The 22790-nt window shown below is 71.1% G+C and carries 20 protein-coding genes; 17 read left to right on the top strand and 3 right to left on the bottom strand.

Annotated elements, in window-relative coordinates; all coding sequences use genetic code 11:
- Positions 1–9: 9 nt before the first annotated feature.
- The 4 genes from B5F85_RS00575 to ybaK all read left to right on the top strand — a co-directional run bounded on the left by B5F85_RS00575 (position 10) and on the right by ybaK (position 5223).
- Complete coding sequence (locus B5F85_RS00575) at positions 10–468, top strand: YhcH/YjgK/YiaL family protein (RefSeq protein WP_087313355.1); 459 nt, start codon at positions 10–12, stop codon at positions 466–468.
- The gene (locus B5F85_RS00570) at positions 461–1552 is read left to right on the top strand and encodes an MBL fold metallo-hydrolase (protein WP_087313353.1); all 1092 of its coding nucleotides are present in this window, start codon (positions 461–463) and stop codon (positions 1550–1552) included. Before B5F85_RS00575 ends, B5F85_RS00570 begins: the two co-directional genes overlap by 8 nt.
- A gap of 295 nt (positions 1553–1847) precedes the next feature.
- Positions 1848–4721, top strand: coding sequence for an excinuclease ABC subunit UvrA (gene uvrA, locus B5F85_RS00565; RefSeq protein WP_087313351.1), 2874 nt, complete (start codon positions 1848–1850; stop codon positions 4719–4721).
- A 4-nt stretch (positions 4722–4725) separates the two neighbouring features.
- Positions 4726–5223: a Cys-tRNA(Pro) deacylase gene (gene ybaK, locus B5F85_RS00560; protein WP_087313348.1), complete on the top strand. Its 498-nt coding sequence runs from the start codon at positions 4726–4728 to the stop codon at positions 5221–5223.
- 41 nt (positions 5224–5264) lie between these two features.
- Here ybaK and B5F85_RS00555 read toward each other — a convergent pair whose 3' ends face one another.
- Positions 5265–5531, bottom strand: a complete 267-nt coding sequence (locus B5F85_RS00555) for a ribbon-helix-helix protein, CopG family (protein WP_087313346.1) — start codon at positions 5529–5531, stop codon at positions 5265–5267.
- Positions 5532–5771: 240 nt separating this feature from the next.
- Between B5F85_RS00555 and B5F85_RS00550 the strand changes: the two genes are divergently transcribed.
- Positions 5772–7439 carry a lipid II flippase MurJ gene (locus B5F85_RS00550; RefSeq protein ID WP_239386554.1) on the top strand — a complete coding sequence of 556 codons (1668 nt, stop codon included), beginning with the start codon at positions 5772–5774 and terminating at the stop codon, positions 7437–7439.
- Positions 7440–7498: 59 nt separating this feature from the next.
- On the opposite strand, the gene B5F85_RS00545 is transcribed toward B5F85_RS00550, so the two are convergent.
- Positions 7499–7927, bottom strand: a complete 429-nt coding sequence (locus B5F85_RS00545; protein WP_087313344.1) for a hypothetical protein — start codon at positions 7925–7927, stop codon at positions 7499–7501.
- Between the two features lie 674 nt (positions 7928–8601).
- Between B5F85_RS00545 and hisG the strand changes: the two genes are divergently transcribed.
- The 8 genes from hisG (at position 8602) to hisF (ending at position 16927) form a co-directional block, all read left to right on the top strand.
- A complete protein-coding gene (hisG, locus tag B5F85_RS00540) occupies positions 8602–10272 on the top strand; it encodes an ATP phosphoribosyltransferase (protein ID WP_239386552.1) in 1671 nt (556 codons plus the stop codon).
- A complete protein-coding gene (gene hisD, locus B5F85_RS00535; RefSeq protein ID WP_087313342.1) occupies positions 10269–11666 on the top strand; it encodes a histidinol dehydrogenase in 1398 nt (465 codons plus the stop codon). The genes hisG and hisD overlap by 4 nt, the downstream gene beginning before the upstream one ends.
- Position 11667: 1 nt before the next feature.
- On the top strand, positions 11668–12759 hold the full coding sequence (gene hisC / locus B5F85_RS00530) for a histidinol-phosphate transaminase (RefSeq protein ID WP_087313339.1): 1092 nt from the start codon (positions 11668–11670) through the stop codon (positions 12757–12759).
- Entirely contained in the window at positions 12756–13343 is a 588-nt protein-coding gene (gene hisB, locus B5F85_RS00525; RefSeq protein ID WP_204204586.1) for an imidazoleglycerol-phosphate dehydratase HisB, read from the top strand. The genes hisC and hisB overlap by 4 nt, the downstream gene beginning before the upstream one ends.
- Positions 13343–14005, top strand: a complete 663-nt coding sequence (gene hisH / locus B5F85_RS00520; RefSeq protein WP_087313337.1) for an imidazole glycerol phosphate synthase subunit HisH — start codon at positions 13343–13345, stop codon at positions 14003–14005. Before hisB ends, hisH begins: the two co-directional genes overlap by 1 nt.
- Positions 14002–14739: a 1-(5-phosphoribosyl)-5-[(5-phosphoribosylamino)methylideneamino] imidazole-4-carboxamide isomerase gene (locus B5F85_RS00515; protein WP_087313335.1), complete on the top strand. Its 738-nt coding sequence runs from the start codon at positions 14002–14004 to the stop codon at positions 14737–14739. Before hisH ends, B5F85_RS00515 begins: the two co-directional genes overlap by 4 nt.
- A gap of 2 nt (positions 14740–14741) precedes the next feature.
- Entirely contained in the window at positions 14742–15929 is a 1188-nt protein-coding gene (locus B5F85_RS00510) for an aldo/keto reductase (RefSeq protein ID WP_087313333.1), read from the top strand.
- A gap of 230 nt (positions 15930–16159) precedes the next feature.
- On the top strand, positions 16160–16927 hold the full coding sequence (hisF, locus tag B5F85_RS00505) for an imidazole glycerol phosphate synthase subunit HisF (RefSeq protein ID WP_087313331.1): 768 nt from the start codon (positions 16160–16162) through the stop codon (positions 16925–16927).
- A 155-nt stretch (positions 16928–17082) separates the two neighbouring features.
- Here the strand turns inward: hisF and B5F85_RS00500 are convergent, their stop codons facing one another.
- On the bottom strand, positions 17083–18654 hold the full coding sequence (locus tag B5F85_RS00500; RefSeq protein WP_087313329.1) for an FAD-binding protein: 1572 nt from the start codon (positions 18652–18654) through the stop codon (positions 17083–17085).
- 119 nt (positions 18655–18773) lie between these two features.
- On the opposite strand from B5F85_RS00500, the gene hisI reads away from it, so the two are divergent.
- From hisI to uvrC, 4 genes are read left to right on the top strand one after another with little or no spacing between them, the layout of a single operon-like run.
- A complete protein-coding gene (hisI, locus tag B5F85_RS00495) occupies positions 18774–19124 on the top strand; it encodes a phosphoribosyl-AMP cyclohydrolase (protein ID WP_087313592.1) in 351 nt (116 codons plus the stop codon).
- Positions 19125–19134: 10 nt separating this feature from the next.
- A complete protein-coding gene (gene hisE, locus B5F85_RS00490; RefSeq protein WP_087313327.1) occupies positions 19135–19452 on the top strand; it encodes a phosphoribosyl-ATP diphosphatase in 318 nt (105 codons plus the stop codon).
- Between the two features lie 17 nt (positions 19453–19469).
- Positions 19470–20738, top strand: coding sequence for a hypothetical protein (locus tag B5F85_RS00485; RefSeq protein WP_087313325.1), 1269 nt, complete (start codon positions 19470–19472; stop codon positions 20736–20738).
- A complete protein-coding gene (uvrC, locus tag B5F85_RS00480; protein WP_204204584.1) occupies positions 20735–22660 on the top strand; it encodes an excinuclease ABC subunit UvrC in 1926 nt (641 codons plus the stop codon). Before B5F85_RS00485 ends, uvrC begins: the two co-directional genes overlap by 4 nt.
- Positions 22661–22790: the final 130 nt, after the last annotated feature.

Here is a 22790-nt window from a genome sequence, read left to right as displayed (position 1 = left end):
GAGTCAGCCATGATCTTCACGTCGCTCGCCAGCGCCGCCGCAAACGACCTGTCCCAGGAGCGCTACCAGAGGGCCCTGGAGTTCCTCGCGCGCCCGGACCTCGCCGAGCTGGAGCCCGGCCGCCACGACGTCATGGGCGACGAGGTCTTTGCCAACGTCCAGGAGATCACCACCGTCCCCGCGGGCGAGAAGAACTACGAGGCGCACCGTCGCTACGCCGACATCCACTACGTCATCAGCGGCACCGAGCTCCTGGGCGTGGCCCCGGTCGCGGAGTGCGCGCCGGTCGGCGAGTTCTCCGAGGCGGACGACTTTGGCCTCTACACCCCCGGCGACCGCGAGGGCTGGGTGACCCTGCGCGAGGGCGAGTTCGTGGTCACGCCCCCCTGCGACGCCCACAAGCCGGGCTGCTGCCCGGGCGAGCCCGCGCCGCTCAAGAAGATCTGCGTGAAGGTGCTCGTTGACTAGCGCCGACGCGCCGCTCGCCGCCGGCGACGACTGGGGCCAGGGCTGCGGGGCCAACTGCTTCACGCTCGACGAGGACGGCTTCACCTGCCGGCGCGTGCTCGACGCCCCGGAGGTCTGGCGCGTCGAGCTGCTCATGCACGACACCTTCCTGCCCTCGGTCAACGCCTTCGTGGTGCTGGACGGCGGCGAGGCGCTCGTGGTGGACGCCGGGACGCCCGACCCGCTCAACGACACGCGCCTCATGCGCGCGCTGCTGGGGCTGGGCGTGGACCCGGCGGAGACGCCCACGACGCTCTTCTGCACGCACGCCCATATCGATCACGTGGGGCTCGCGCGCGAGCTCGCCGAGGCCGGCGCGCGCGTGCTCGTCCCGGAGGGGGTCCTCGCGGACATGCGCCGCTTCGCCGTGCCCGCGTGGCGCGACGGGATGGCGGCCCGCATGTGCGCGGAGGGCGCCTCCGACGCGGAGGCCGCCGAGCTCGCGGACGTCATCTGGGACCACGTGGTCAACTTCGAGAACGAGAAGATCGCGTTTGGCACGGTGGCGCCCGGCGAGGCGGTGCGGCTCGGGCGATGGGCCTTCGAGGTCGTGTCGGCGCCCGGGCACACGGTCGGGCAGTGCGTGCTCTGGGAGCCGGAGACGCGCACGGCGTTTCTCGGCGACGCGGTCCTGTTTCTGTGCTCGACCTGCATCGGCTTCTGGGACGAGGGCGAGGACCCGATCGGCGAGCAGCTTCGCACCCTGCGAGCGCTCGCCGACCGCGGCATCGAGCACGCCTACATGGGCCACGGCCTGCAGGAGGGGAGCGTCGCCGAGCGCTGCGTCGCAAACGCGGGCCATCACGAGCGGCGCAGCGCCCGCGCGCTGGCGGCGATCGAGGAGCGCCCGGGAAGCACGGGCTACGAGCTCGTGCCGGCCATGGGCTGGCGCGCGCCCTTCGACCGCTGGGCCGAGACCCCGGCCCTGACGCGGTGGTTCCTCGTGTCCGAGAGCATCGCGCATCTCGACCACCTCGTGGCCACGGGCGCCGTCCGCCGCGAGCCCGACGCCGCCGGCGTGAGCCGCTACTTCGCTGCGGAGTAAGCCTACCGGGGGCCTGCCGGTGTTCCTTCAGGAAGTGCGCTGAGCGAAACCTCCCTACGGAACAAGAGCGCCCCCGGCAACCAATTCTCCGCAGCGAGCAGCGACGACGGAAGAGGTCCGGCTCGTGGCGCCCGGCGTGCCACCTCGGCGTCGCGGTTTACCTAAAGGTGGGCTGCGATGGGCTGGGGGCATTCCGTAGGGAGGTTTCGCGCAGCGCACCTCCCGGAGGAATGCCCCCAGCCCCCCACGGGCTACAATCGAAGGTCGGTCAACCGGCACATTCGAGGAGGGTCCCATGGCCCAGGACGCAATCGTCATCCGCGGCGCGCGCGAGCACAACCTCGCGGACGTGGACGTTGACATACCGCGCGACAAGCTCGTCGTGATCACGGGCCTCTCGGGCTCGGGCAAGTCGAGCCTCGCCTTCGACACCATCTACGCCGAGGGCCAGCGCCGCTACGTCGAGTCCCTCTCCAGCTACGCCCGGCAGTTCCTCGGCCAGATGGACAAGCCGGACCTCGACTCCATCGACGGCCTCTCGCCGGCGGTCTCCATCGACCAGAAGACCACGTCGAGAAACCCGCGCTCCACGGTGGGCACCGTGACGGAGATCTACGACTACCTGCGCCTGCTGTTCGCCCGCGTGGGCACCCCGCACTGCCCCGAGTGCGGCCGCGTCATCGAGCGCCAGACCACCGACCAGGTGGCCGACAAGGTCCTTGAGCGCGCCCAGGGCCGCCGCGCCCTGGTGCTGGCGCCGGTCGTCCTCGACCGCAAGGGCGAGTACACCAAGCTCTTCGAGGACCTGCGCCGCGAGGGCTTCTCGCGCGTGCGCATCGACGGCGAGGTCCGCGAGCTCGGAGACGAGGAGATTCGCCTCGAGAAGAAGAACCGCCACAACGTGGAGGTCGTGGTCGACCGCATCGTCGTGCGCGAGGGGAGCCTCGGCCGCATCGCGGAGGCCGTCGAGCAGGCCACCCGCCTCGCCCAGGGCAAGGTGGGCTTCTACCTCATGCCCGACCGCGACGACCCGGAGCGCTTTCCCGGCGAGCTGCTCAGCTACTCGCTCGCGCTTGCCTGCCCCGAGCACGGCCACTCGATGGACGACCTCCAGCCGCGCGACTTCTCCTTCAACGCCCCCTACGGCGCCTGCCCGGACTGCGACGGCCTGGGATTTCGCAAGGTCGTGGATGCCGAGGCCCTGATCGAGGACCCGTCGCTCTCGGTGGCGGACGGCGTCTTCGGCAGCCTCTTCGGCCACTCCAACTACTACCCGCAGATCCTCTCGGCCGTGTGCCGCCACCTCGGCGCCTCGGACGAGACCCCGTGGCGCGAGCTTCCCAAGAAGGTCCAGGCGGCCCTGCTCGACGGCCTCGGCTCCACCAAGATCCGCGTGGACTACCACACGCGCGACGGCCGCGACACCCACTGGTTCACCACCTATCCCGGCGTGCGCTCGATCCTCTTCGACAAGTACCAGGAGACCACGTCGGAGACCATGCGCACGCATCTCGAGAAGTACATCCGCGAGGTGCCCTGCACCACCTGCAACGGTGCGCGCCTCAAGCCCGAGATCCTCGCCGTCACGGTGGGCGAGAAGAACATCTGGCAGGTCTGCGAGCTCTCCTGCCGCGACTGCCTGGCGTTCTTCGAGGCCCTAGAGCTCACGGAGCGCCAGCGCTTCATCGCCGGCGCCGTGGTCAAGGAGATCCTCGCCCGCCTGCGCTTTCTGGTGAACGTGGGCCTGGACTACCTCACGCTCTCCCGCGCCGCCGCCACGCTCTCCGGCGGCGAGGCCCAGCGCATCCGCCTGGCCACGCAGATCGGCGCCGGCCTCATGGGCGTGCTCTACATCCTGGACGAGCCCTCGATCGGATTGCACCAGCGCGACAACAACCGCCTGATCGAGACCTTGAAGCGCCTGCGCGACCAGGGCAACACCGTCATCGTGGTCGAGCACGACGAGGACACCATCCGCGCGGCCGACTACGTGATCGACATGGGCCCGGGCGCCGGCGAGCTGGGCGGCAAGGTGGTGGCCGCCGGCACGCCGGATGAGATCGCCGCCTGCCCGGACTCCGTCACGGGCGCCTACCTCACCGGCGCGCGCGAGATCCGCCTGCCCGAGAGGCGCCGCAACCCGCGCAAGGGCGCGATCAAGGTCACCGGCGCCCGCGCCAACAACCTGAGAAACGTTACCGCCAAGGTGGAGCTCGGCACGCTCACGGTGGTCACCGGCGTCTCGGGCTCGGGCAAGAGCTCACTGGTCACCGACACCCTCGCGCCCGCCCTCACCAACGCCGTCCACCGCTCCAAGCGCCCCGTGGGCCCCTACAAGAGGCTCGAGGGCGTGGAGCTCGTCGACAAGGTCATCGACATCGACCAGTCACCGATTGGGCGCACCCCGCGCTCCAACCCTGCCACCTACATCGGGCTCTGGGATGACCTGCGCGCCCTGTTTGCCTCCCTGCCCGAAAGCCGCGCGCGCGGCTACAGCCCCGGGCGCTTCTCGTTCAACGTGCCGGGCGGGCGCTGCGAGGCCTGCAAGGGCGACGGCCAGATCAAGATTGAGATGAACTTCCTGCCGGACGTCTACGTGCCCTGCGAGGTCTGCCACGGCAAGCGCTACAACCGCGAGACCCTCGAGGTGCTCTATCACGGCAAGTCCATCTCGGACGTGCTCGACATGACGGTGCACGAGGCACTGGCGTTCTTCTCCAACATCCCGCGCATCAAGAACAAGCTCCAGACCCTCTTTGACGTGGGCCTGGGCTACATTCACCTGGGCCAGCCTGCCACCACGCTCTCCGGCGGCGAGGCCCAGCGCGTCAAGCTCGCCAAGGAGCTGCACCGCCAGCAGACCGGCAAGACCTTCTACGTCCTCGACGAGCCCACCACGGGCCTGCACTTCGAGGACGTGCGCCAGCTCGTGGAGGTGCTCGAGAAGCTCGTGGACGCCGGCAACACGGTGCTCGTGATCGAGCACAACCTCGACGTCATCAAGATGGCCGACCGCGTGCTCGACATGGGCCCGGAGGGCGGCGACGGCGGCGGCACGGTGGTTGCCTACGGCACGCCCGAGCAGGTCGCGGAGGTCCCGGAGAGCTACACCGGGCAGTTCCTGCGGCAGATCCTCGCGCGCGACCGGGCGCGTCACGCGGGGGAGTAGCGCGATGGCGCGGCGCGAGAAGCTCCAGAAGACCAACGCCATGCGCGAGCTCGAGGCTGCCGGCGTGCCCTTTGAGTACGAGACCTACGAGGTGGACGAGACGGACACCTCGAGCGAGCTGGGCCTGCACATCGCGCAGCGCCTGGGGGAGGACCCCGCCGCGAGCTTCAAGACGCTCGTCTGCGTGGCGCCGTCGGGCGGCCACGTGGTCTGCTGCATCCCCGTGGCCGACGAGCTCGACCTCAAGAAGGCGGCCGCGGCGGCAGGCGAGAAGAGCCTCTCGCTGATGCACGTGCGCGACCTCGAGCCGGTCACGGGATACGTGCGCGGCGGCTGCTCGCCGGTGGGCATGAAGAGGCGCTTCCCCACGCTCATCGACGAGACGGCGCAGCTCTTCGACAAGATCCACGTCTCCGGCGGCCGGCGCGGGCTCTCGCTCGTGCTGGCGCCGGACGACCTCGCGCTCTTCTGCGACGCCGTCCTCGCCGACCTCGTCCGCTGACGATCCGGCACCAGGGGGCCTGCCGCGGCGAGTCGTCTGCCTCACGCCTCGGAGACGTCGCGCTCAATGAGCTGGCGGATGCGCTGGGAACGCGTCTGCCCATGGGCTGAGGCCTTTCGGTCGAATGCGTCGACGAGTGACTCGGGGACCTTCGCCCCAATGAGCTTGAGCTGCTCGAGGCTGATCCGCGGACGCCCCACAAGGACGCGACGGACCCGGCCGGGCAGCTCGCCGCGCTCGAAGTGCTCGGCGAGCTCGTCGAGGGTCTCCTCGCTCAGCTCGATGCCGTCTTTGGTGATGTAGCTCATCGCTGCGACCCCCTCAGCTCCTTCAGCATCCTCTTCGAGGGCGGCGTCATGGCGTGATAGATCAGCGTCGTGCCGTCTTTGAGCATGACTGCTCCCCCATATTGTATAACAAAACAATTCAACACAAACTGTCTCTCCCTGTGGTGATACGGAGCGGAATCGCGAGCGTCGCGCGTCCTTCTCGCCGGACGGTGAGAGAATCAAAAAGTTGTCTGTCAGCGATGTGAGGGAGGGCGCGAAGTGGGCGCAACGTCCGGCTACCAGCCAAGGCACCTGAGGCAGGGGAGCGGGGCCCCCGCGGCACCCAAGACGGCGGAGCGCGCCGAGGCGAGCACCCAGGAGCAGGTCGGCCGCAGCGCAGCGCTCATGAGCGCGCTGGTGGTCGTGAGCCGGCTCACCGGCTTCATGCGCACCTGGGGCCAGGCGTACGCCATCGGCGTCACCGTGATGGCGAGCTGCTACTCCATCGCCAACAACCTGCCGAACCAGCTCTACGAGCTCGTGGCGGCCGGCATGCTCACCACCGCCTTCCTGCCCGTCTACATGACGGTCAAGAAGCGCGCGGGGACGGAGGGGGCGAGCGCCTACACCTCCAACCTCGTCTCGATCGTGCTCGTCGCCATGGGCGCGGTCGCCGTGCTGGGATTTGTCTTCGCTGCGCAGATGGTCTACACGCAGTCCTTCTCGGCCACCGACGAGTTCGACTTCGACCTCACGGTGTACTTCTTCCGGTTCTTTGTCATCGAGGTCGTGCTCTACGCGCTCTCCTCGATCTTCTCGGGCGTGCTCAACGCCGAGCGCGACTACTTCTGGGGCCAGGCCGCGCCGATCTTCAACAACTTCGTGACCACGGCCTCCTTCCTCATCTACGCCGCGCTCGCCGAGACGAGCCCCGAGCTCGCGCTGCTCGTCCTGGCGCTCGGCAACCCGCTGGGCGTGGCGGTGCAGGTCGTCCTGCAGATCCCGCCGATGCTGCGCCACGGGATCCGTCTGCGCTTTGGCATCGACCTCCACGACCCGCTGCTCAAGGAGACCCTGCGGATCGGCGTGCCGTCGCTCGCCGTGGTGGTGGCGTCGTTCGTGACCACGTCGGTGCAGTCCTCCTCGGCGCTCTCGGTGGTGCCGACGGGCGCCTCGATCACCTACTACTCGCGCCTGTGGTACACGCTGCCCTACTCCATCCTCACGGTGCCCATCACCACGGCCATGTTCACCGAGCTCTCGGACAGCTGGGCCAAGGGGGACCGCGCGTCCTTCACGCGCGGGATCGTCTCGGGGTCGGGCCAGATCCTGTTCTTCTCGGTGCCCTTCATGCTCTACCTCATCGTGTTCTCCGTCCCCCTCATCTCGATCCTGGCCGCCGGCAGCTTCACGCCCGACGCGCTCGCCATGACGGCCTCCTACCTCTGCGCCTACGCGATCTCGCTGCCGGCCTACGCCGTCTACATGTACCTGCAGAAGGTCGCCTCCGCCATGCGCCGGATGGTCCTGTGCGCGGTGGCCAACGCGATCGCCGCCGTGGTGCAGGTCGTGGCCCTGCTCGCGCTCACGCCGGTCTTTGGCCTCGACTTCGTGGCGTTCTCGTCGACGCTGTTCTTCGTGACGCTGTGCGTCGTGATGCTTGCGAGCCTGCGGCGCACCCTCGGCCCCATCGGCCTGGGCGGCGTGCTCGCCTCGGCCCTGCGCGCGGTCGCGCTTGGCCTTGCGGGCGCCGTCGTGGGTGCCGTGCTCCTGCGCCTGCTCAACTCGACCCTCGGCGACTGCACGGGCACCATGCTCCGCTCCCTCGGCTACTGCGTCGCGGCGGGCGTGCCGGCGCTGATCGTGACCTACGGCGCGGCGCTCGCGCTCAAGGTCCCCGAGGCGGCCATGATCGGTCGCCTCGCCGGCCGGCTGCTGCGCCGCTAGCGCGGGTGCGGGCGGCGAGTCGCCGCCGCCCGCCGGGAGGCCCTTGCGCCTGAGGCGCGCTATCCGCCCACGATCACCTGGTCGCAGCGCCCGATGACGAGGTGCGTCGCCGTGCCCTGCCAGGGCGTCCAGGGAGACACCCCGAGCGTCTCGTCGAGCAGGTCGTCGAGGAACTCCGGGAGGCCGTCCTCGTCGAGCTCGTCATCGTCGCCGAGGAAGTTGCTCACGAAGCGGCGCTCCTCGTCGGTGACCTCCCGCTCGAGCCCCCGCTCGTCGCGCTCCCTCGTGACGTCCGTGCGCCGCTCGTACTCGCGCTCGATCGAGCGGGTCGCCACGATCCGGCGCATCTCGCGCACGAAGCCCGCGTCGTCCACCTGGTCGGGCCTCATGACCACGACGATGGTGTCGGGCGGATAGTCCCTCTCGTCGTCTCTCGCCTCTCGCTCGAACCTCACGGCGACGCGCGCGTCCGGCCAGTGCAGTGCCATGTCCTCTCCTCTCCTCGGCTGTGGACGCCGAGCGTAGCAGGGAGGGGCTGCAGCCCGTCTGCCTCCGAGCTTGCTGGGAGCTTCGCCCGCTGGTCGGGGGCCCTGTGTGATGCTCGCGAGGCTCGGCGCGCTCGGCGGGCGGTCGCGTCGGGGCCGCGGGCGGCGCCTTGGGGCGCGCGGCGCCGCGGAGCGTGCCGAGATTGGGGGCCGTCGCGCGATTCGCGGCCCTTTTCGTCTCTGCGCGAGCGGCGATTGCCCTGTGACGCTTACGAAACCCCGCCCGTCGCAGCTCTGGCCGTGGATGTGCTTACTAAACCCCGACCGTCGCAGCATCTGCCGGCTGCGCGCTTACGAAACCCGGCTCGTCGCATGCAGCGGACCTTCACAGGGCCCTTCTCGGCCCGATTGGCTGCGATGTGCGGCGATCCGTAAGCACGCTCAGCGCCGAACGCGCGACGATCCGCGAATAGTAAGCAAGAGAAGCCCTCGCCCTGCGATGACCGTCGATCAGTAAGCAAGAGGGCCCCGTCGGGCGACGGCCCGCGATCGTTAAGCGAGCCCCGCCCCGCCCGCCGTGTTTCGCGCGGGAAAACACTCCGGCCAACCCACTTTACTGTGCTAAAGTAGCCCTGCCCCACACGGCAGACGTCACGGCGAGAAGAGAGAGGACCCCCGTGATTGCAGCAACTCCCCGCGGCTTCCGCGACATCCTTCCCCGCGAGGCGCTCGCCCGCGAGCGCATCTCCGGCATCGTGCGCAACACCTTTGCCATGCATGGCTACCTTCCCGTCGAGACCCCGCTGCTCGAGGACCGCTCCGCCCTCGAGCGCGGCGCCCGCGTGCGCGACTCGGCCTTCCAGCTCTTCGACGAGGACGGCACGCTGCTCATGCTCCGCCCCGACCTCACCCTGCCCGTCGCCCGCCTCGTTGCCGGCCGCGTGGACGCCGGCCAGCTCCCGGCACGCTTTCGCTACAACGCGCCGGTGGTGCGCGAGGAGCCGAGCCTGCGCGGCCAGCCCCGCCAGTTCACGCAGCTCGGCGTCGAGCTCGTCTGCGAGGACGGCGCCGCCGCCGAGGTCGAGGTCGTGCGGCTGCTCGCCGAGGCGCTCGGCGCGCTCGAGGTGCCGGACTGGCGCGTGGTCTTTGGCTCGGTGGTGCCGCTCACGGCGCTGCTCGACGCCTGCGCGCCCACGCCGGAGTTTCGCGAGGAGGTGCTCGCCCTCGTCCATGACTCGGACCTCGTGACCCTCGGCGAGCTCATTGACGCCACGCCGGACCTTCCGCCCGCGGCCGCCCGCGCCCTGCACGAGGTCGTGCGCATGGGCGGCGGCCCCGAGGTCATCGAGCGGCTCGACGTCCTTCTCGCCGACGCGGGCGTGCCCGTCGAGTCCCGCGGCACCGCCGAGCTCTCGGCCCTCGCCTCCAAGCTCGCCGACCTCTTCTCGGCCGGGCGCCTCTCCTTCGACTTCTCGATCATCAACTCCTTCGACTACTACACCGGCATCATCTTCAAGGGCTACGCCGAGGGCATCGCCGCGAGCCTCGCCTCGGGCGGGCGCTACGACGCGGTGCTCGCCAACCTCGGCCGTCCGGGCCTTGCGGCCTGCGGCTTTGCCCTCTCGCTCGAGCGCCTCCAGGAGGTCCTCGGCGAGCCGGGCGAGTCGGGCGTGGTGACGCCGGGCGTCAACGTGGCCGCTCGGCCCATCCGCATCGCCGTGCCCAAGGGGTCGCTGTTCAAAGAGACCGTCGCCGCCCTCGCCGCGGCGGGCCTGCCCACCGCCGAGCTCGCGGACCCCGGGCGCAAGCTCGTCATCCGCGAGGGCGACGTCGAGTACGTGATCGTGCGCGCCCAGGACGCGCCGGCCTTCGTGGGCCGGGGAGGCGCCGACTGCGGCGTCTGCGGCAAGGACTCGCTCATCGAGGCGGGGCTCGACCTGCTCCAGCTCGTGGACCTGCGCTACGGCGGCTGTCGCTTCGTGGTGGCCGAGCCGCGCGACAAGGCCGGTGAGGCGGCGCGCAACTACGCTTGGCGCGGCGCCGTCCGCGTGGCGACCAAGTACCCGCGCATCACGCAGCAGTACTACGATTCCATCGGGCAGCAGGTCGACATCGTGACGCTGCACGGCAACATCGAGCTCGGCCCGATCGTGGGCATGGCCGACCGCATCGTGGACATCACGGCGACGGGCACCACGCTCGCCGAGAACGACCTCGTGATCGTCGACGAGGTCATGGAGTGCACCGCGCGCTTCTTCGCCGGGCCCGCCGCCTATCGCTGCGACCGAAGGATCCGCGACCTCGCCGCGCGTCTCGCCGAGGTCGCGAGGAAGGGGAGTGAGTCATGAGGACCGTCGTGCTCGAGGGGGGACGCCGCCTCACGCAGGCCGACCTCAACCGCGCGGGCGCCCTGCCCGCCGAGGTCATGGAGGCGGCCGAGAAGATCGTGGCGGACGTGCGCGCCCGCGGCGACGTGGCGGTGCGCGAGCTCTGCGTGCGCTTCGACGGCGCCTGCCCGGACGCCTTCCGCGTGCCCGACGAGGCGCTCGCCGCCGCGCTCGAGGCCGTTCCGCAGGAGTTTCTCGCCGCCCTCACCCAGGCGCGCGACCAGATTCGCGACTTCCACGAGCGCGAGCGCGAGCAGTCCTGGTTCACGGCGCGCGCCGACGGCACGATCCTCGGCGTGCAGGTGACGCCCGTGGCCTCGGCCGCCGTCTACGTGCCGGGCGGCCGCGCGCAGTACCCCTCGACCGTCCTCATGGACACCATCCCCGCCAAGGTCGCGGGCGTGCCACGCGTGGTGATGGTGACCCCGCCGCAGGCGGGCGGCGGCCTCAACCCCTACACGCTCGCCGCCGCCGCGCTCGCGGGCGTGGACGAGGTCTACGCCGTGGGCGGAGCCCAGGCCGTGGCCGCCGTGGCGTACGGCACCGAGTCCATCCCGGCGGTCGACAAGATCGTGGGTCCCGGCAACGCCTACGTGGCCGCCGCCAAGCGCCTCGTCTCCGGGGACGTGGGCATCGACATGGTGGCCGGCCCCTCCGAGGTGTGCGTGCTCGCCGACGCCACGGCCGACCCCGTGGTGGTGGCCGCCGACCTCATGGCCCAGGCCGAGCACGACCCTATGGCGAGCTGCTACCTCGTGACCTGCGACCCGGAGCTGCCCGACCGCGTGCTCGCCGCCGCCGAGCGCCTCGTCGCCCAGAGCCCGCGCGAGGAGATCACCCGCGCCTCGCTCGACGACCGCGGCGTGATCGTGGTGGCCGAGAGCCTGGAGGCGGCCGTCGACGCCGTCAACGTGGTGGCTCCCGAGCACCTCGAGCTGCACTGCGAGGACGCCATGGCGCTTCTCGGCCGCGTGCGCAACGCCGGCGCGATCTTCGTGGGCGCCTGGAGCTCCGAGCCCCTGGGCGACTACGTGGCCGGCCCCAACCACACGCTGCCCACCGGCGGCACCGCGCGCTTCTCCAACCCCCTGGGCGTCTACGACTTCCAAAAGCGCTCGAGCGTGATCTGCTACACGCCCGAGGGCCTGCTCGCCGACGCCCCCGCGGCGCAGACGCTCGCGCAGTCCGAGGGGCTCTGGGCGCACGCCCTCTCCGTGGGCCTGCGCCGGCGCCTCGCCGAGGGCGCCTCGTTTGACGTGGACGACGTCCACCGCGTCGCCTGGCCCTCCGACCTCGCCGCCCCCGCCAGTTCTGCTAGTTGGGGACAGTCCCCAACTAGCAGGTCGGAGGTGTGAGATGGCCGAGAAGAACCTCGACCTCGCCGCCCGCCTGCGGCCCGCGCTCGCCGGCTTCGAGCCGTACGACCCGGCCTTCTCGCCCTGCCGCGTCAACCTCTCGGCCAACGAGAACACCCACGCGCTGCCGGAGGAGGTCCGCGCCGCGATCGACGCCGCCCTTCTCGCCACGCCGCTCAACCGCTACCCGGACCCCATGGCAAACGAGCTGCGCGACGCGATCGCCGAGCGCCACGGGGTCGCCCGCGGGAGCGTCTGCGTGGGCAACGGCGGCGACGAGCTGCTCTTCAACCTGCTCTTTGCCTTTGGCGGGCCGGGGCGGACGCTCGTCACGTGCCCGCCGGACTTCTCGGAGTACGCCAACTTCGCCGCGATGTGCGAGACCGCGGTCGAGCGCGTCTGGCGCGACGCGGAGGACTTCTCGGTGGACGCCGACGCGCTCGTGGCCGCCGCGGCAGGCGCCGACCTGGTGTTTGTGACCTCGCCCAACAACCCCACGGGCGACCTGCTCGACCCGGCCGTCGTGCGCCGCCTGCTCGACGAGACCGACGCCCTGGTCATGGTCGACGAGGCCTACGTCGAGTTTGCCCCCGAGGGCTCGAGCGTCGTGGGGTGGGTCGCCTCCGAGCCCCGCCTCATGGTGCTGCGGACCCTCTCCAAGGCCTTTGGCCTGGCGGGCGCGCGCGTGGGCTATCTCGTGGCGGACCCGGCGGTCGTGGACGTCCTCGGGGCCGTGCGTCAGATATACTCCGTTGACGTGCTCGCCCAGGCGGCGGGCCTCGCGGCGCTGCGCTGCCGGGAGGCGCTCGCCGGGACGGTCGCCGACATCGTGGCCGAGCGCGAGCGGCTGGCCGCGGGGCTTTCGGAGCTTCCCGGCGTCCGGACGTGGCCCTCGTCCGCCAACTTCGTGCTCGTGCGCGTGCCGCGCGCCGCCGAGGTGCGCCGGCGCCTGCGCGACGAGCACTCCGTCCTGGTGCGCGACTTCAGCGCCGCGCCGGGGCTCGAGGGATGTCTCAGGCTCTCCGTGGGCACGCGCGAGGAGAACGACGCTCTTCTCGACGCGCTCGCGACGCTTGTGAGGGAGGAATCATGACAAGGACCGCCAAGGCCGTCCGCGCCACCGCCGAGACCGACATCGGGCTGTCCGTCGACCTCGACGGGACCGGCGTCGCCGACGTCGAGACCGGCGTGGGATTTTTCGACCACATGCTCACCGCGCTCGCGCGCCACTCGCTCATCGACCTCACCGTCCGCGTGAAGGGCGACCTCGAGGTCGACGACCACCACACCGTCGAGGACACCGGCATCGTGCTCGGCCAGGCCCTGCGCGAGGCGCTCGGCGACAAGCGCGGCATCCGCCGCTTTGGTTCGGTCATGGTGCCGCTCGACGAGGCGCTCGTCATGGCCGCCGTGGACGTCTCCGGCCGCGGCGAGCTCTACTGGGACGTGCCCATCGGGCCCGCCAAGGTGGGGGCCTTCGACACCGAGCTCGGCCACGAGTTCTTCGCGGGCCTCGCGCGCGAGGCGGGCGTCACGCTGCACCTGCGCCTGGTCTGCGGGTCCAACGCCCACCACATCCTCGAGGCGACGTTCAAGGCGGCGGCGCGTGCCCTGCGCGAGGCCGTCGAGCCCGACCCGCGCGTCGACGGCGTGCCGTCCACCAAGGGGAGCCTGTGATGGCGCCCGCCGTCGGCGCCCGCCCGATCGTCATCGTGGACTATCACAAGGGCAACCTGAGCTCGGTCGAGCGCGGGCTTGCGGAGGCGGGCGGCAGCGCCGTGGTCTCCGACGACCCCGCCGTCATCAGGGCCGCGTCCGGCGTGGTGCTGCCCGGCGTGGGCAGCTTCGGCGACGCCATGGCCTACCTGCGCGCGTCTGGCGAGGCCGAGGCCGTCCTCGACGCGCTCGGCCGCGGCGTGCCGTTCCTCGGCATCTGCCTGGGCCTGCAGCTGCTCTTCGAGCGCGGCAACGAGACGGACGACGGCTCGTGGACGGGCGGCCTGGGCGTGATCGCCGGCTCGGCCACGCGCCTGGAGTCGTCGCGCCTCAAGGTCCCGCACGTGGGCTGGGACCAGGTCCACCTGACCGAGCACGGCCGCGGGTGCCCGCTCTTCTCGGCCGTGCCCGAGGGGGCAAACGTCTACTTCACGCACTCCTTCGCGCTCGCCGACGACGTCCCGGGCGACGTGGTGGCGGCGCGCACGCACTACGTGCGCAGCTTCGCGAGCGCCGTCTGGGCGGACAACGTCTTTGGCGTGCAGTTCCACCCCGAGAAGAGCTCGGCGGTGGGCCGCGCGATCCTCGAGGGCTTCGTCGGCGTGGTCGGGGGTGGCGCATGATCCTGTTTCCCGCGATCGATCTGGTGGGAGGCCGCGTCGTGCGCCTGGCGCGCGGCGAGCGCGCCCACATGGACGTCTACTCGAGCGACCCCGCCGCGGTGGCCGAGAGGTTCCGCGACGCCGGGGCGCGCTGGGTGCACGTGGTCGACCTCTCCGCCACGCTCGAGGAAGACGCCGCGGCCCGCGCGGCCAACGACGCCGCGATCCGCGCTATCTGTGCCGTGCCCGGCATCTCGGTGGACGCCGGCGGAGGCGTGCGCGACCTCGCCGCCGTGGAGCGGCTGGCGGGGCTCGGCGTGCGACGGATTGCCATCGGCACCGCGCTGGTGCGCGACCCGGCCTTCGCCGCGGAGGCGGCGCGGCGCTTCGGCGAGCTCGTGGTGGCCGACGTGGCCGCCCGCGGGGGAGAGGTGCGCGTGAACGGCTGGCGCGAGGGCGCGGCGCTCTCCGCAGACGAGCTCGTGGCGCGCCTCGCCGAGCTGGGGTATCGCCACCTCGTCTTCACCGACGTCGCGCGCGACGGCATGCGCTGCGGCGTGGACGCCGAGGCGTACCGCCACGTGGCCGAGGTCGCGGGCTTTCCCGTGGTCGCCTCGGGCGGCATCGCGGGCCTGGACGACCTGCGGGCGCTGGCGGCGCTCGGGCCGGGCGTGATCGAGGGCGCCATCACCGGGCGCGCCCTCTACGAGGGGTCCTTCTCGCTCGAGGACGCGCTCGCGGCCTGCGCGGGGTAGCCATGCAGTACCGCACCAACCCGCGCAACGGGGACCGCATATCGGCGCTCGGCCTCGGGTGCATGCGCCTTCCGGGCCCGCCCGGCCGCCCCGATCCCGAGCGCGCCCGCGCCATCATCGCCTGTGCCGTCGAGCGCGGCATCAACTACCTGGACACCGCCTACCTCTACCCGGGCAACGAGGCCTGCGTGGGCGCCGCCCTCGACGAGCTTGGCCTGCGCGACCGCGTGCTTCTCGCCACCAAGCTGCCGCACGGCTCCGTGCGCGCGACCGCCGACCTCGACCGCATCTTCGACGAACAGCTCCGCCGCCTGCGCACGGACCGCGTGGACTACTACCTGATCCACAACGTCACGAGCCCCGCGCAGTGGGAGCGCCTGCGCGACCTGGGCATCGAGGACTGGGTGGCCCGCCAGCGCGCCGCCGGCCGCATCCGCCAGACCGGCTTCTCCTATCACGGCAGCGCGGGTGACTTTCCCGTCCTGCTGGACGCCTACGACTGGGACTTCTGCCAGATCCAGTACAACTACGCGGGCGAGCAGTACCAGGCGGGCACCGCGGGCCTGCGCGCCGCCGCTGCGCGCGGTCTCGCCGTCTTTGTCATGGAACCCCTGCTGGGCGGGCGCCTCGCCGACAAGCTGCCCGACCGCGCGCGGCGCATCCTCGACGCCGCGGCCGCGCCCGGCCTGGAGACGCCCGCCGCCTGGGGCCTCTCCTGGGTGTGGGACCACCCCGAGGTGACGATGCTGCTCTCCGGCATGGCCGCGCCCGAGCAGGTCGAGGAGAACGCCGCCGTGGCGTGCCGCGCCCTGCCGGGTTCGCTCACGCCCGCGCAGCACGAGGTCATCGCCCGCGTGGTCGAGGAGTTCGCCCGAACCAACCGCGTCCCCTGCACGGGGTGCAACTACTGCATGCCGTGCCCGCAGGGCATCAACATCCCCGGGTGCTTCTCGGCCTACAACGCGAGCTTCGCGCACGGGTGGTTCACGGGGCTCTCGCAGTACTTCACCGCGAGCGCGGTGCGCACGAGCGCGCCCAAGCTCGTGAGCAACTGCGTCCGCTGCGGCGCGTGCGCGCGCCACTGCCCCCAGGGGATCGACATCCCCGCGCGCCTGATCGACGTCGGGCGGCGCTTCCAGCCCGGTCCGGTGGGCTGGGCGCTGCGCGCGTGGTCGCGCCGTGGTCGTTAGCCTCGCCGGGGGACGACAGCCCCCGCCATCCCGTGTAAACACCTCGGGGCGAGAAGAGCCTCCAGCCCCAGGGACCCCCGAAGTCCAACTATGATTGCAACGTCCTCCGTTCGCCCGGGGGTCCGCCGTCCTTCTCGGCAGGGCGAATCGCGCAGCGAGCGAACGCAGTGAGCGCTGGGCCCTGCGAGAAGGACGGCGGACCCGGGCCCCGGCAACCGAAAGGACCACCCATGCTGACAAAGCGAGTCATCCCCTGCCTGGACGTCAAGGACGGACGCGTGGTGAAGGGCGTCAACTTCGTGGGCCTGCGCGACGCGGGCGACCCCGTGGAGCTCGCGCGCCGCTACGACGCCGAGGGCGCCGACGAGGTGGTCTTCCTCGACATCACCGCGACCTCTGACGACCGCGCCACCAAGATCGGCCTGGCCAGCCGCGCCTCGGCCGAGCTGCGCATCCCCTACACGGTGGGCGGGGGCTTTCGCGACGTGGCCTCCTGCCGCGAGATGATCGCCGCCGGCGCGGACAAGGTCTCGCTCAACTCCGCCGCCGTCAAGGACCCGAGCCTCATCACCGCGGCGGCCACGGCCTTTGGCTCGCAGGCCGTCATCTGTGCGATCGACGCCAAGCGCGTGGGAGCGGCGGACAAGTGGGAGGTCTATCTCGCGGGAGGGCGCGTCGCCACGGGCATCGACGCCGTCGCCTGGGCGGAGGAGGCCGCGCGTCGCGGCGCCGGGGAGATCCTGCTCACGAGCATGGACCGCGACGGCACCAAGGACGGCTTTGACCTCGCGCTCACCCGCGCGGTGGCGCGCGCCGTGCCGATCCCGGTGATCGCGTCGGGCGGCGTCGGCACGCTCGAGCACTTTGCCGAGGGCATCATCGAGGGCGAGGCCGACGCCGTGCTCGCTGCGAGCGTCTTCCACTTTGGCACGTTCACCATCCGCCAGGTCAAGGAGTACATGGCCGGCCAGGGCATCCCCGTCCGCCTGGACTTCTAGGGCCCGCCCCGCGTTGTAGGCAGTTTTTGGAAGGGGCTCCGAGTAGCCCCTTTTGAACAAGCCGTCTACCTGCGCCTTTTCGCGTGAAATGCGCCCGATACTGGGGGCCATCGAAAAAACTGCCTACAACGGCGCCCCTCGTCGGGTTCCGGCCCTTAGCCGAGCGGCTCCGCCACGGGCCGGCCGTCCGAGCCCAGGCGAATCACGAGCGGGCGGGCCTGGTCAGGGTCCTCTTCGGGGAAGTCCGCGCGGTGGTGGGCGCCGCGGCTCTCCGTCCGCGCGAGCATGGCGGTCACGAGGGCGCGGGCCGAGAGGGCGGCGTTGGCAAGGCGCCGGGACCCGGTCCGCGCGCTGTCCCTGTCCAGCTCGTCGAGCAGGCGGCCCATCGCCTGCAGTTCCTCCGCGGTGCGCCCGAGCAGGCAGCGCTCGTCCATGGCGTGCCGCAGCGCGAGAAGCCCCTCCCGCTCCGGGACGCCGAGAGGGGACCGTGCCTTCACGGCGTGGGCGGCGGCGTTGGGTGCGGTGACGCGGGTTGCGGCGGCATCGCCGGCGGCGGCTCGCCCGGCGGCGTGGCCGAAGACCAGGCCGTTTGCGCTCGAGAGGCCGCCGATCCGGTCGGCTCCGTGCATGCCGCCCGTGGCCTCGCCGCAGGCGAAGAGGCCCGGGACGCCGGTCGCGCCCCGCTCGTCCGCGAGGATGCCGCCGTTGGAGGCATGCGCGTACGGGGCGATCCGCAGGCCCCCGTCCGGGCGGCGCCCGAAGGCGTCCTCGAACCAGTCGAAGTAGGTCTGCATGAACTCCGGCAGCTTCTCCGGCAGGTCGTAGGACACGGCCGCCCCGCGCGCCCCTGCCGCCGCGACCGCGAAGTCCACGACGCGGTCGGGCAGGCTCGCGGTGAAGGGCCCGTGCCCGCCGCGCGTGTCGAGCAGCCCCGCGGCGCCCGGCGCGTCGAGCCCCTCGACGCGCGCGTAGCGGAAGGTCCGCTCGTTGAAGACCACGCCGCGGACCGGCTCCACGAGGCCGGGCATGATCTGGATGAACTCGACGTTCACCAGGCGCGCCCCGTGGCGCAGCGCCACCGCGGCGGCGGTGCCGGTGACGTCGGGCATCGTGAGCGTGCGCGAGAAGAGCCCGCCGAAGCCGCCCGTCGCCAGGACCACGGCGCCGGCACCCACGACGCGCTCCGCCCCCGACCGCACGTCGAAGAGCACGGCGCCGCAGACGCGCCCGTCCATCTCGACGAGGTCGAGCAGCTCGTGGAAGGGGAGCGCCGTGACGCCAGCCGCCCGAAGCGCAGCCTCGGTCGCGGCTCGGTACGACGCTCGGCCGAGGCCGTGCCAGCTGCGGCATCGACGGTCGAAGCAGGGGATGAAGTCGCGCTCCTCGGGGCGCTCCGCCTGCTGAAGCTCGACGCCGCGCTCCTCGAGCCGCCCCACGGCCGCGGCGACGCCGCGCACGAGCGCGGACGCGAGCCCCGGCAGCGCCATGCCGCGCCCCACCTCGAGGATCGTCTCGACGAAGTCCGCCTCGTCCTTATCGTCCGCCGGCCCCACCAGGCCGAGCCCCCACGTGCCGGGAAAGAAGCTCGACCCGGAGAACGTGTCTGCCGCGCTCGCGAGCGCCACGCGCGCGCCGGCCTCGGCGGCGGCGAGCGCGGCCTCGCACCCCGCGATGCCGGCGCCCACCACGAGCACGTCGAACGACTCGGTTTCCGTCGCGTGAGCCATCGCAACCCCTTCGCTGCCGTGTAGTAAAGTGATGGGGCAGCAAGGACCGAGGAGGACCCGTGTCACAGACGCCCCAGCAGGAGCCTCAGTATACCTACGCCGGCGAGCGGCTCGAGCCCGTGACGCTCGCCGACGCGGTCGTGCGCTTCGACGAGCGAGGCCTCGTGCCCGCCGTCGTGCAGCAGGCCGGCACCGGCGAGGTGCTCATGGTCGCGTGGATGAGCGAGGAGTCGCTTCGCCTCACCCTCGAGACCGGCACCACCTGGTTCTGGAGCCGCAGCCGGCGTGAGCTCTGGAACAAGGGCGCCACCAGCGGCAACGTCCAGCGGGTGCGCCGCGTGCTCGTGGACTGCGACGCCGACACGCTGCTCGTCGAGGTGGACTCGCCGGGCCCGGCCTGCCACACCGGCCACCGCAGCTGCTTCTACCGCGAGCTCGCCGCCGCGCCGGCGGAGGGCGACGACCGCTAGGGGGATACCAATGGGGGAGAGAACCGCCAACGTGCACGACGGCGATATCGGCGAGACGCTCACCGGGCTCGCCGCCGTCATCCACGCCCGCCGCGACGCCTCGCCGGAGACGTCCTATACCGCCCGCCTGCTGCAGGGGCCTGAGGACACCCTCCTCAAGAAGGTCACCGAGGAGGCCACCGAGGTCGCGCTCGCCTGCAAGGACCGCGACCACGACCACATCCGCTACGAGGCCGCCGACCTCGTCTACCACCTGCTCGTCACCCTCGAGCGCCACGGCGTCACCGTCGCGGAGCTCGCCGGCGAGCTCGACGCCCGCCACCGCTAGGCCCAGATAGGAACAACATGGCAACCAGACCAGAGCACGTCGCCGAGAAGGACCTCGCCTCGACCATCCAGCCCGTCATCCTCGGCGCGGACTACTCCGCCTACGCCTACGTCCGCGCCTTCCGCGAGGCGTACGGCGCACGGGCGATCATCTACGGCAGCTCCGACATCAAGTCCATCTCGCGCACGCGCTTCGCGGAGTACCGCGTCGTCGAGGGCTTCGACGAGCCCGAGGTCCTTCTCGCCACGCTCGCCGAGCTGGGGGAGGAGCTCTGCGCCGCCGGGCGCGTGCCGTTCCTCGTGACCTGCGGGGACTTCTACGCGCGCATCGTCTCGCAGCACAAGTCCGAGCTCGAGCGCTGGTTCTACACGCCCGTCGTGGACTTTGACGTGCTGGACTTCGTCACGCAGAAGGAGAACTTCTACCGCGTGTGCGAGGAGGTGGGCGTGCCCTACCCCAAGACGCGCCTGCTCGACTGCGCCGACCCCGCCGCCCAGGCGGACGACTCCGGCTTCGCCTACCCGCTCGTGGCCAAGCCGTCCAACTCGGCCGCCTATCACTACGCGGAGTTCCCCGGCAAGCAGAAGATCTTCATCGTGGAGACGCCCGAGGAGCTGCGCCGCATCTTCGACGAGCTCAAGCGCTCCTGCTACGACGAGAGCCTCATCGTCCAGGAGTTCATCCCCGGCGGGGACTCCCACATGTACGCCATCTACCTCTACGCGGACGCCAACTCGGACGTGGTCTTCTCGATCTGCGGCCACGTGGGGCTGGAGGACCATCACCCCGGCGCCATCGGCAACGCGGTGGCCATCGTCCCGGAGCGCAACGCCGAGGTGGAGGCCGCCGCGGCCCGCTTCGTCAAGCGCGTGGGCTACCACGGCATGGGGACCTTCGACGCCAAGTGGGACGTGCGCACCGGCGAGTTCAAGTTCCTCGAGATGAACGCCCGTCCCGGGCGCAGCTCCTGGTTCGTCCTGCTCGCGGGCGTCAACTTTGCGCGCATCCAGGTGGAAGACGTCGTGCTCGGCCGCACGCCCGCGCCCGTCGCGCCCCGCGAGGACTGGGCCTACGTGGCCGTCCCGCGCAAGGTGATCGAGCGCTGCATGCCGGCCGGCCCCCTCAAGGACCGCGTCCTTGCCGCCTACCGCGACAAGACGGCGAGCTTCGCGCTTCACTGGCGTGGCGGGCACGACTCGCTCGCGCAGCGCCTCTGGGCCTACGTCAACTACTTCCACCAAGTCCAGAAGTTCGAGAAGTACCTCCCGCACGGGGACGTCTCGTGAGCGAGGCCCCGGACAGCCCCGCCGGCGGCGCCCGCGTGGAGCCGACCCTTTCCGAGCAGGTCGCGCGGGTCCCCACCGAGCCCGGCTGCTACCTCTGGAAGGACGGCCGCGGCGAGGTCGTCTACGTGGGCAAGGCCAAGAACCTGCGCGCCCGCATGCGCCAGTACGTGACCCTGCAGGACGAGCGCGAGAAGATCCCGCTCATGATGCAGGTCGTGAGGTCCTTCGACTACGTGGTGGTGGGCTCCGAGCACGAGGCGCTCGTCCTGGAGCGCAACCTCATCGCGCAGTACCACCCCTACTTCAACGTGGACTACAAGGACGACAAGTCCTACCCGTTCATCGCCATCACCGAGTCCGACGTCTTCCCCGCGATCAAGTACACGCGCGAGAAGCACCGCAAGGGCACGCGCTACTTTGGCCCCTACACCGACGCCCGCGCCGCCCGAGAGACCATCGACACCCTGCGCAAGGTGGTGCCCATATGCCTTGCCACCTGCGCGGAGTGGAAGCGTGCCAAGCGCCTGCTCGAGCGTGACCCCGACCAGGCTTCCGTCGCCAACCTCATGCTCGCCGAGAAGTGCCGCCCGTGCTTCGACTACCACGTGGGGCGCGGCCCGGGCGTGTGCGCCGGCATGATCGACACCGTGGAGTACGCGCGCCACGTGAGCCAGGTCGAGCGGTTCCTCCGCGGCAACCGCTCGGAGATCGTGGGCGAGCTCGCCGAGCAGATGCGCGCGGCGGCGGCGGACCTCGACTTCGAGCGCGCCGGCCGCATCAAGGCGCGCCTCGACAACCTCGACGCGCTCGACGACCGCCAGCAGGTGGTCTTCCCCTCGAGCGTGAGCCTCGACCTCTTTGGCTTCTACCGCGAGGAGACCATCAGCTGCGCCTGCGTCTTCGTGGTGCGCGAGGGCCGGACGGTGCGCTCGGCCGAGTTCATCCTCGACAAGGGCCTCGACGTCTCCGAGGAGGAGCTCGTGGGGGGCTTCGTCAAGCGCTACTACGACGAGACGGCCGACGTCCCCTCCGAGGTCGACCTTCCCTGCGAGCTCGGCGACGCCGAGGTCGTTTCCCAGTGGCTCGCCGAGAAGGGCGGGCGCGCCGTGCGCCTGCACCGACCGCAGCGCGGCGAGAAGCGCCGCCTGCTCGACATGGCCTCGGAGAACGCCCGGCACGCGCTCATGCGCTACATGGTGCGCACGGGATATGCCGACGAGCGCACCAACCAGGCCCTGCTGCAGCTCGAGAGCGCGCTGGCCCTCGACGCGCCGCCCATGCGCATCGAGTGCTTCGACATCTCGACGCTGCACGGGCACTTCACCGTGGCCTCGATGGTGGTCTTCACCAACGGCCGGCCCGACAAGGCGCAGTACCGCCGCTTCAAGATCCAGACGCCGCTCACCGAGGCCAACGACTTCGTCTCGATGTCCGAGGTGCTGGGACGGCGCTACGCCCCGGAGCGCATGGCCGACGAGCGCTTTGGCAGCCGTCCCGACCTGCTCGTGGTCGACGGCGGCAAGCCGCAGCTCACTGCCGCGATGGCCCAGCTCGAGAGCCTGGGGCTCGACATCCCGGTCTGCGGCCTGGCCAAGTCCGACGAGGAGCTCTTCGTGCCGTGGGACGAGACGCCGGTGGTGCTGCCGAGCGGCTCGCCCTCGCTCTACCTGATCAAGCAGGTGCGCGACGAGTCCCACCGCTTCGCGATCACCTTCCACCGGGAGCTACGCGACAAGGCGATGACGACGTCGGTCCTCGACGACGTGCCCGGGGTGGGCCCCAAGCGCAAGCGCGCCCTCATGCGCCGCTTTGGCTCGCTCAAGCGCCTGCGCGCCGCGAGCGAGGAGGAGATCGCCGCGACGCAGGGCATACCAACCGAGGTGGCCCGAGCCGTCTATCAGGCCCTTCAGGAACTTACATAGATACCAGTTCCTGAAAAATCGAGAAGAACTAGAACTGAGAACGATTCCATATACCTCAGATTAACTGGGCTTCTTTGAATGGGAGCAGGATATTGCGGTGAGGAAAGAGAATGTAACCACCATACCAGAT

Source organism: Olsenella sp. An293 (genome assembly GCF_002159495.1).
Classification (GTDB): Bacteria; Actinomycetota; Coriobacteriia; order Coriobacteriales; family Atopobiaceae; genus Thermophilibacter.
This window is presented reverse-complemented; position numbering and strand designations above follow the sequence as displayed.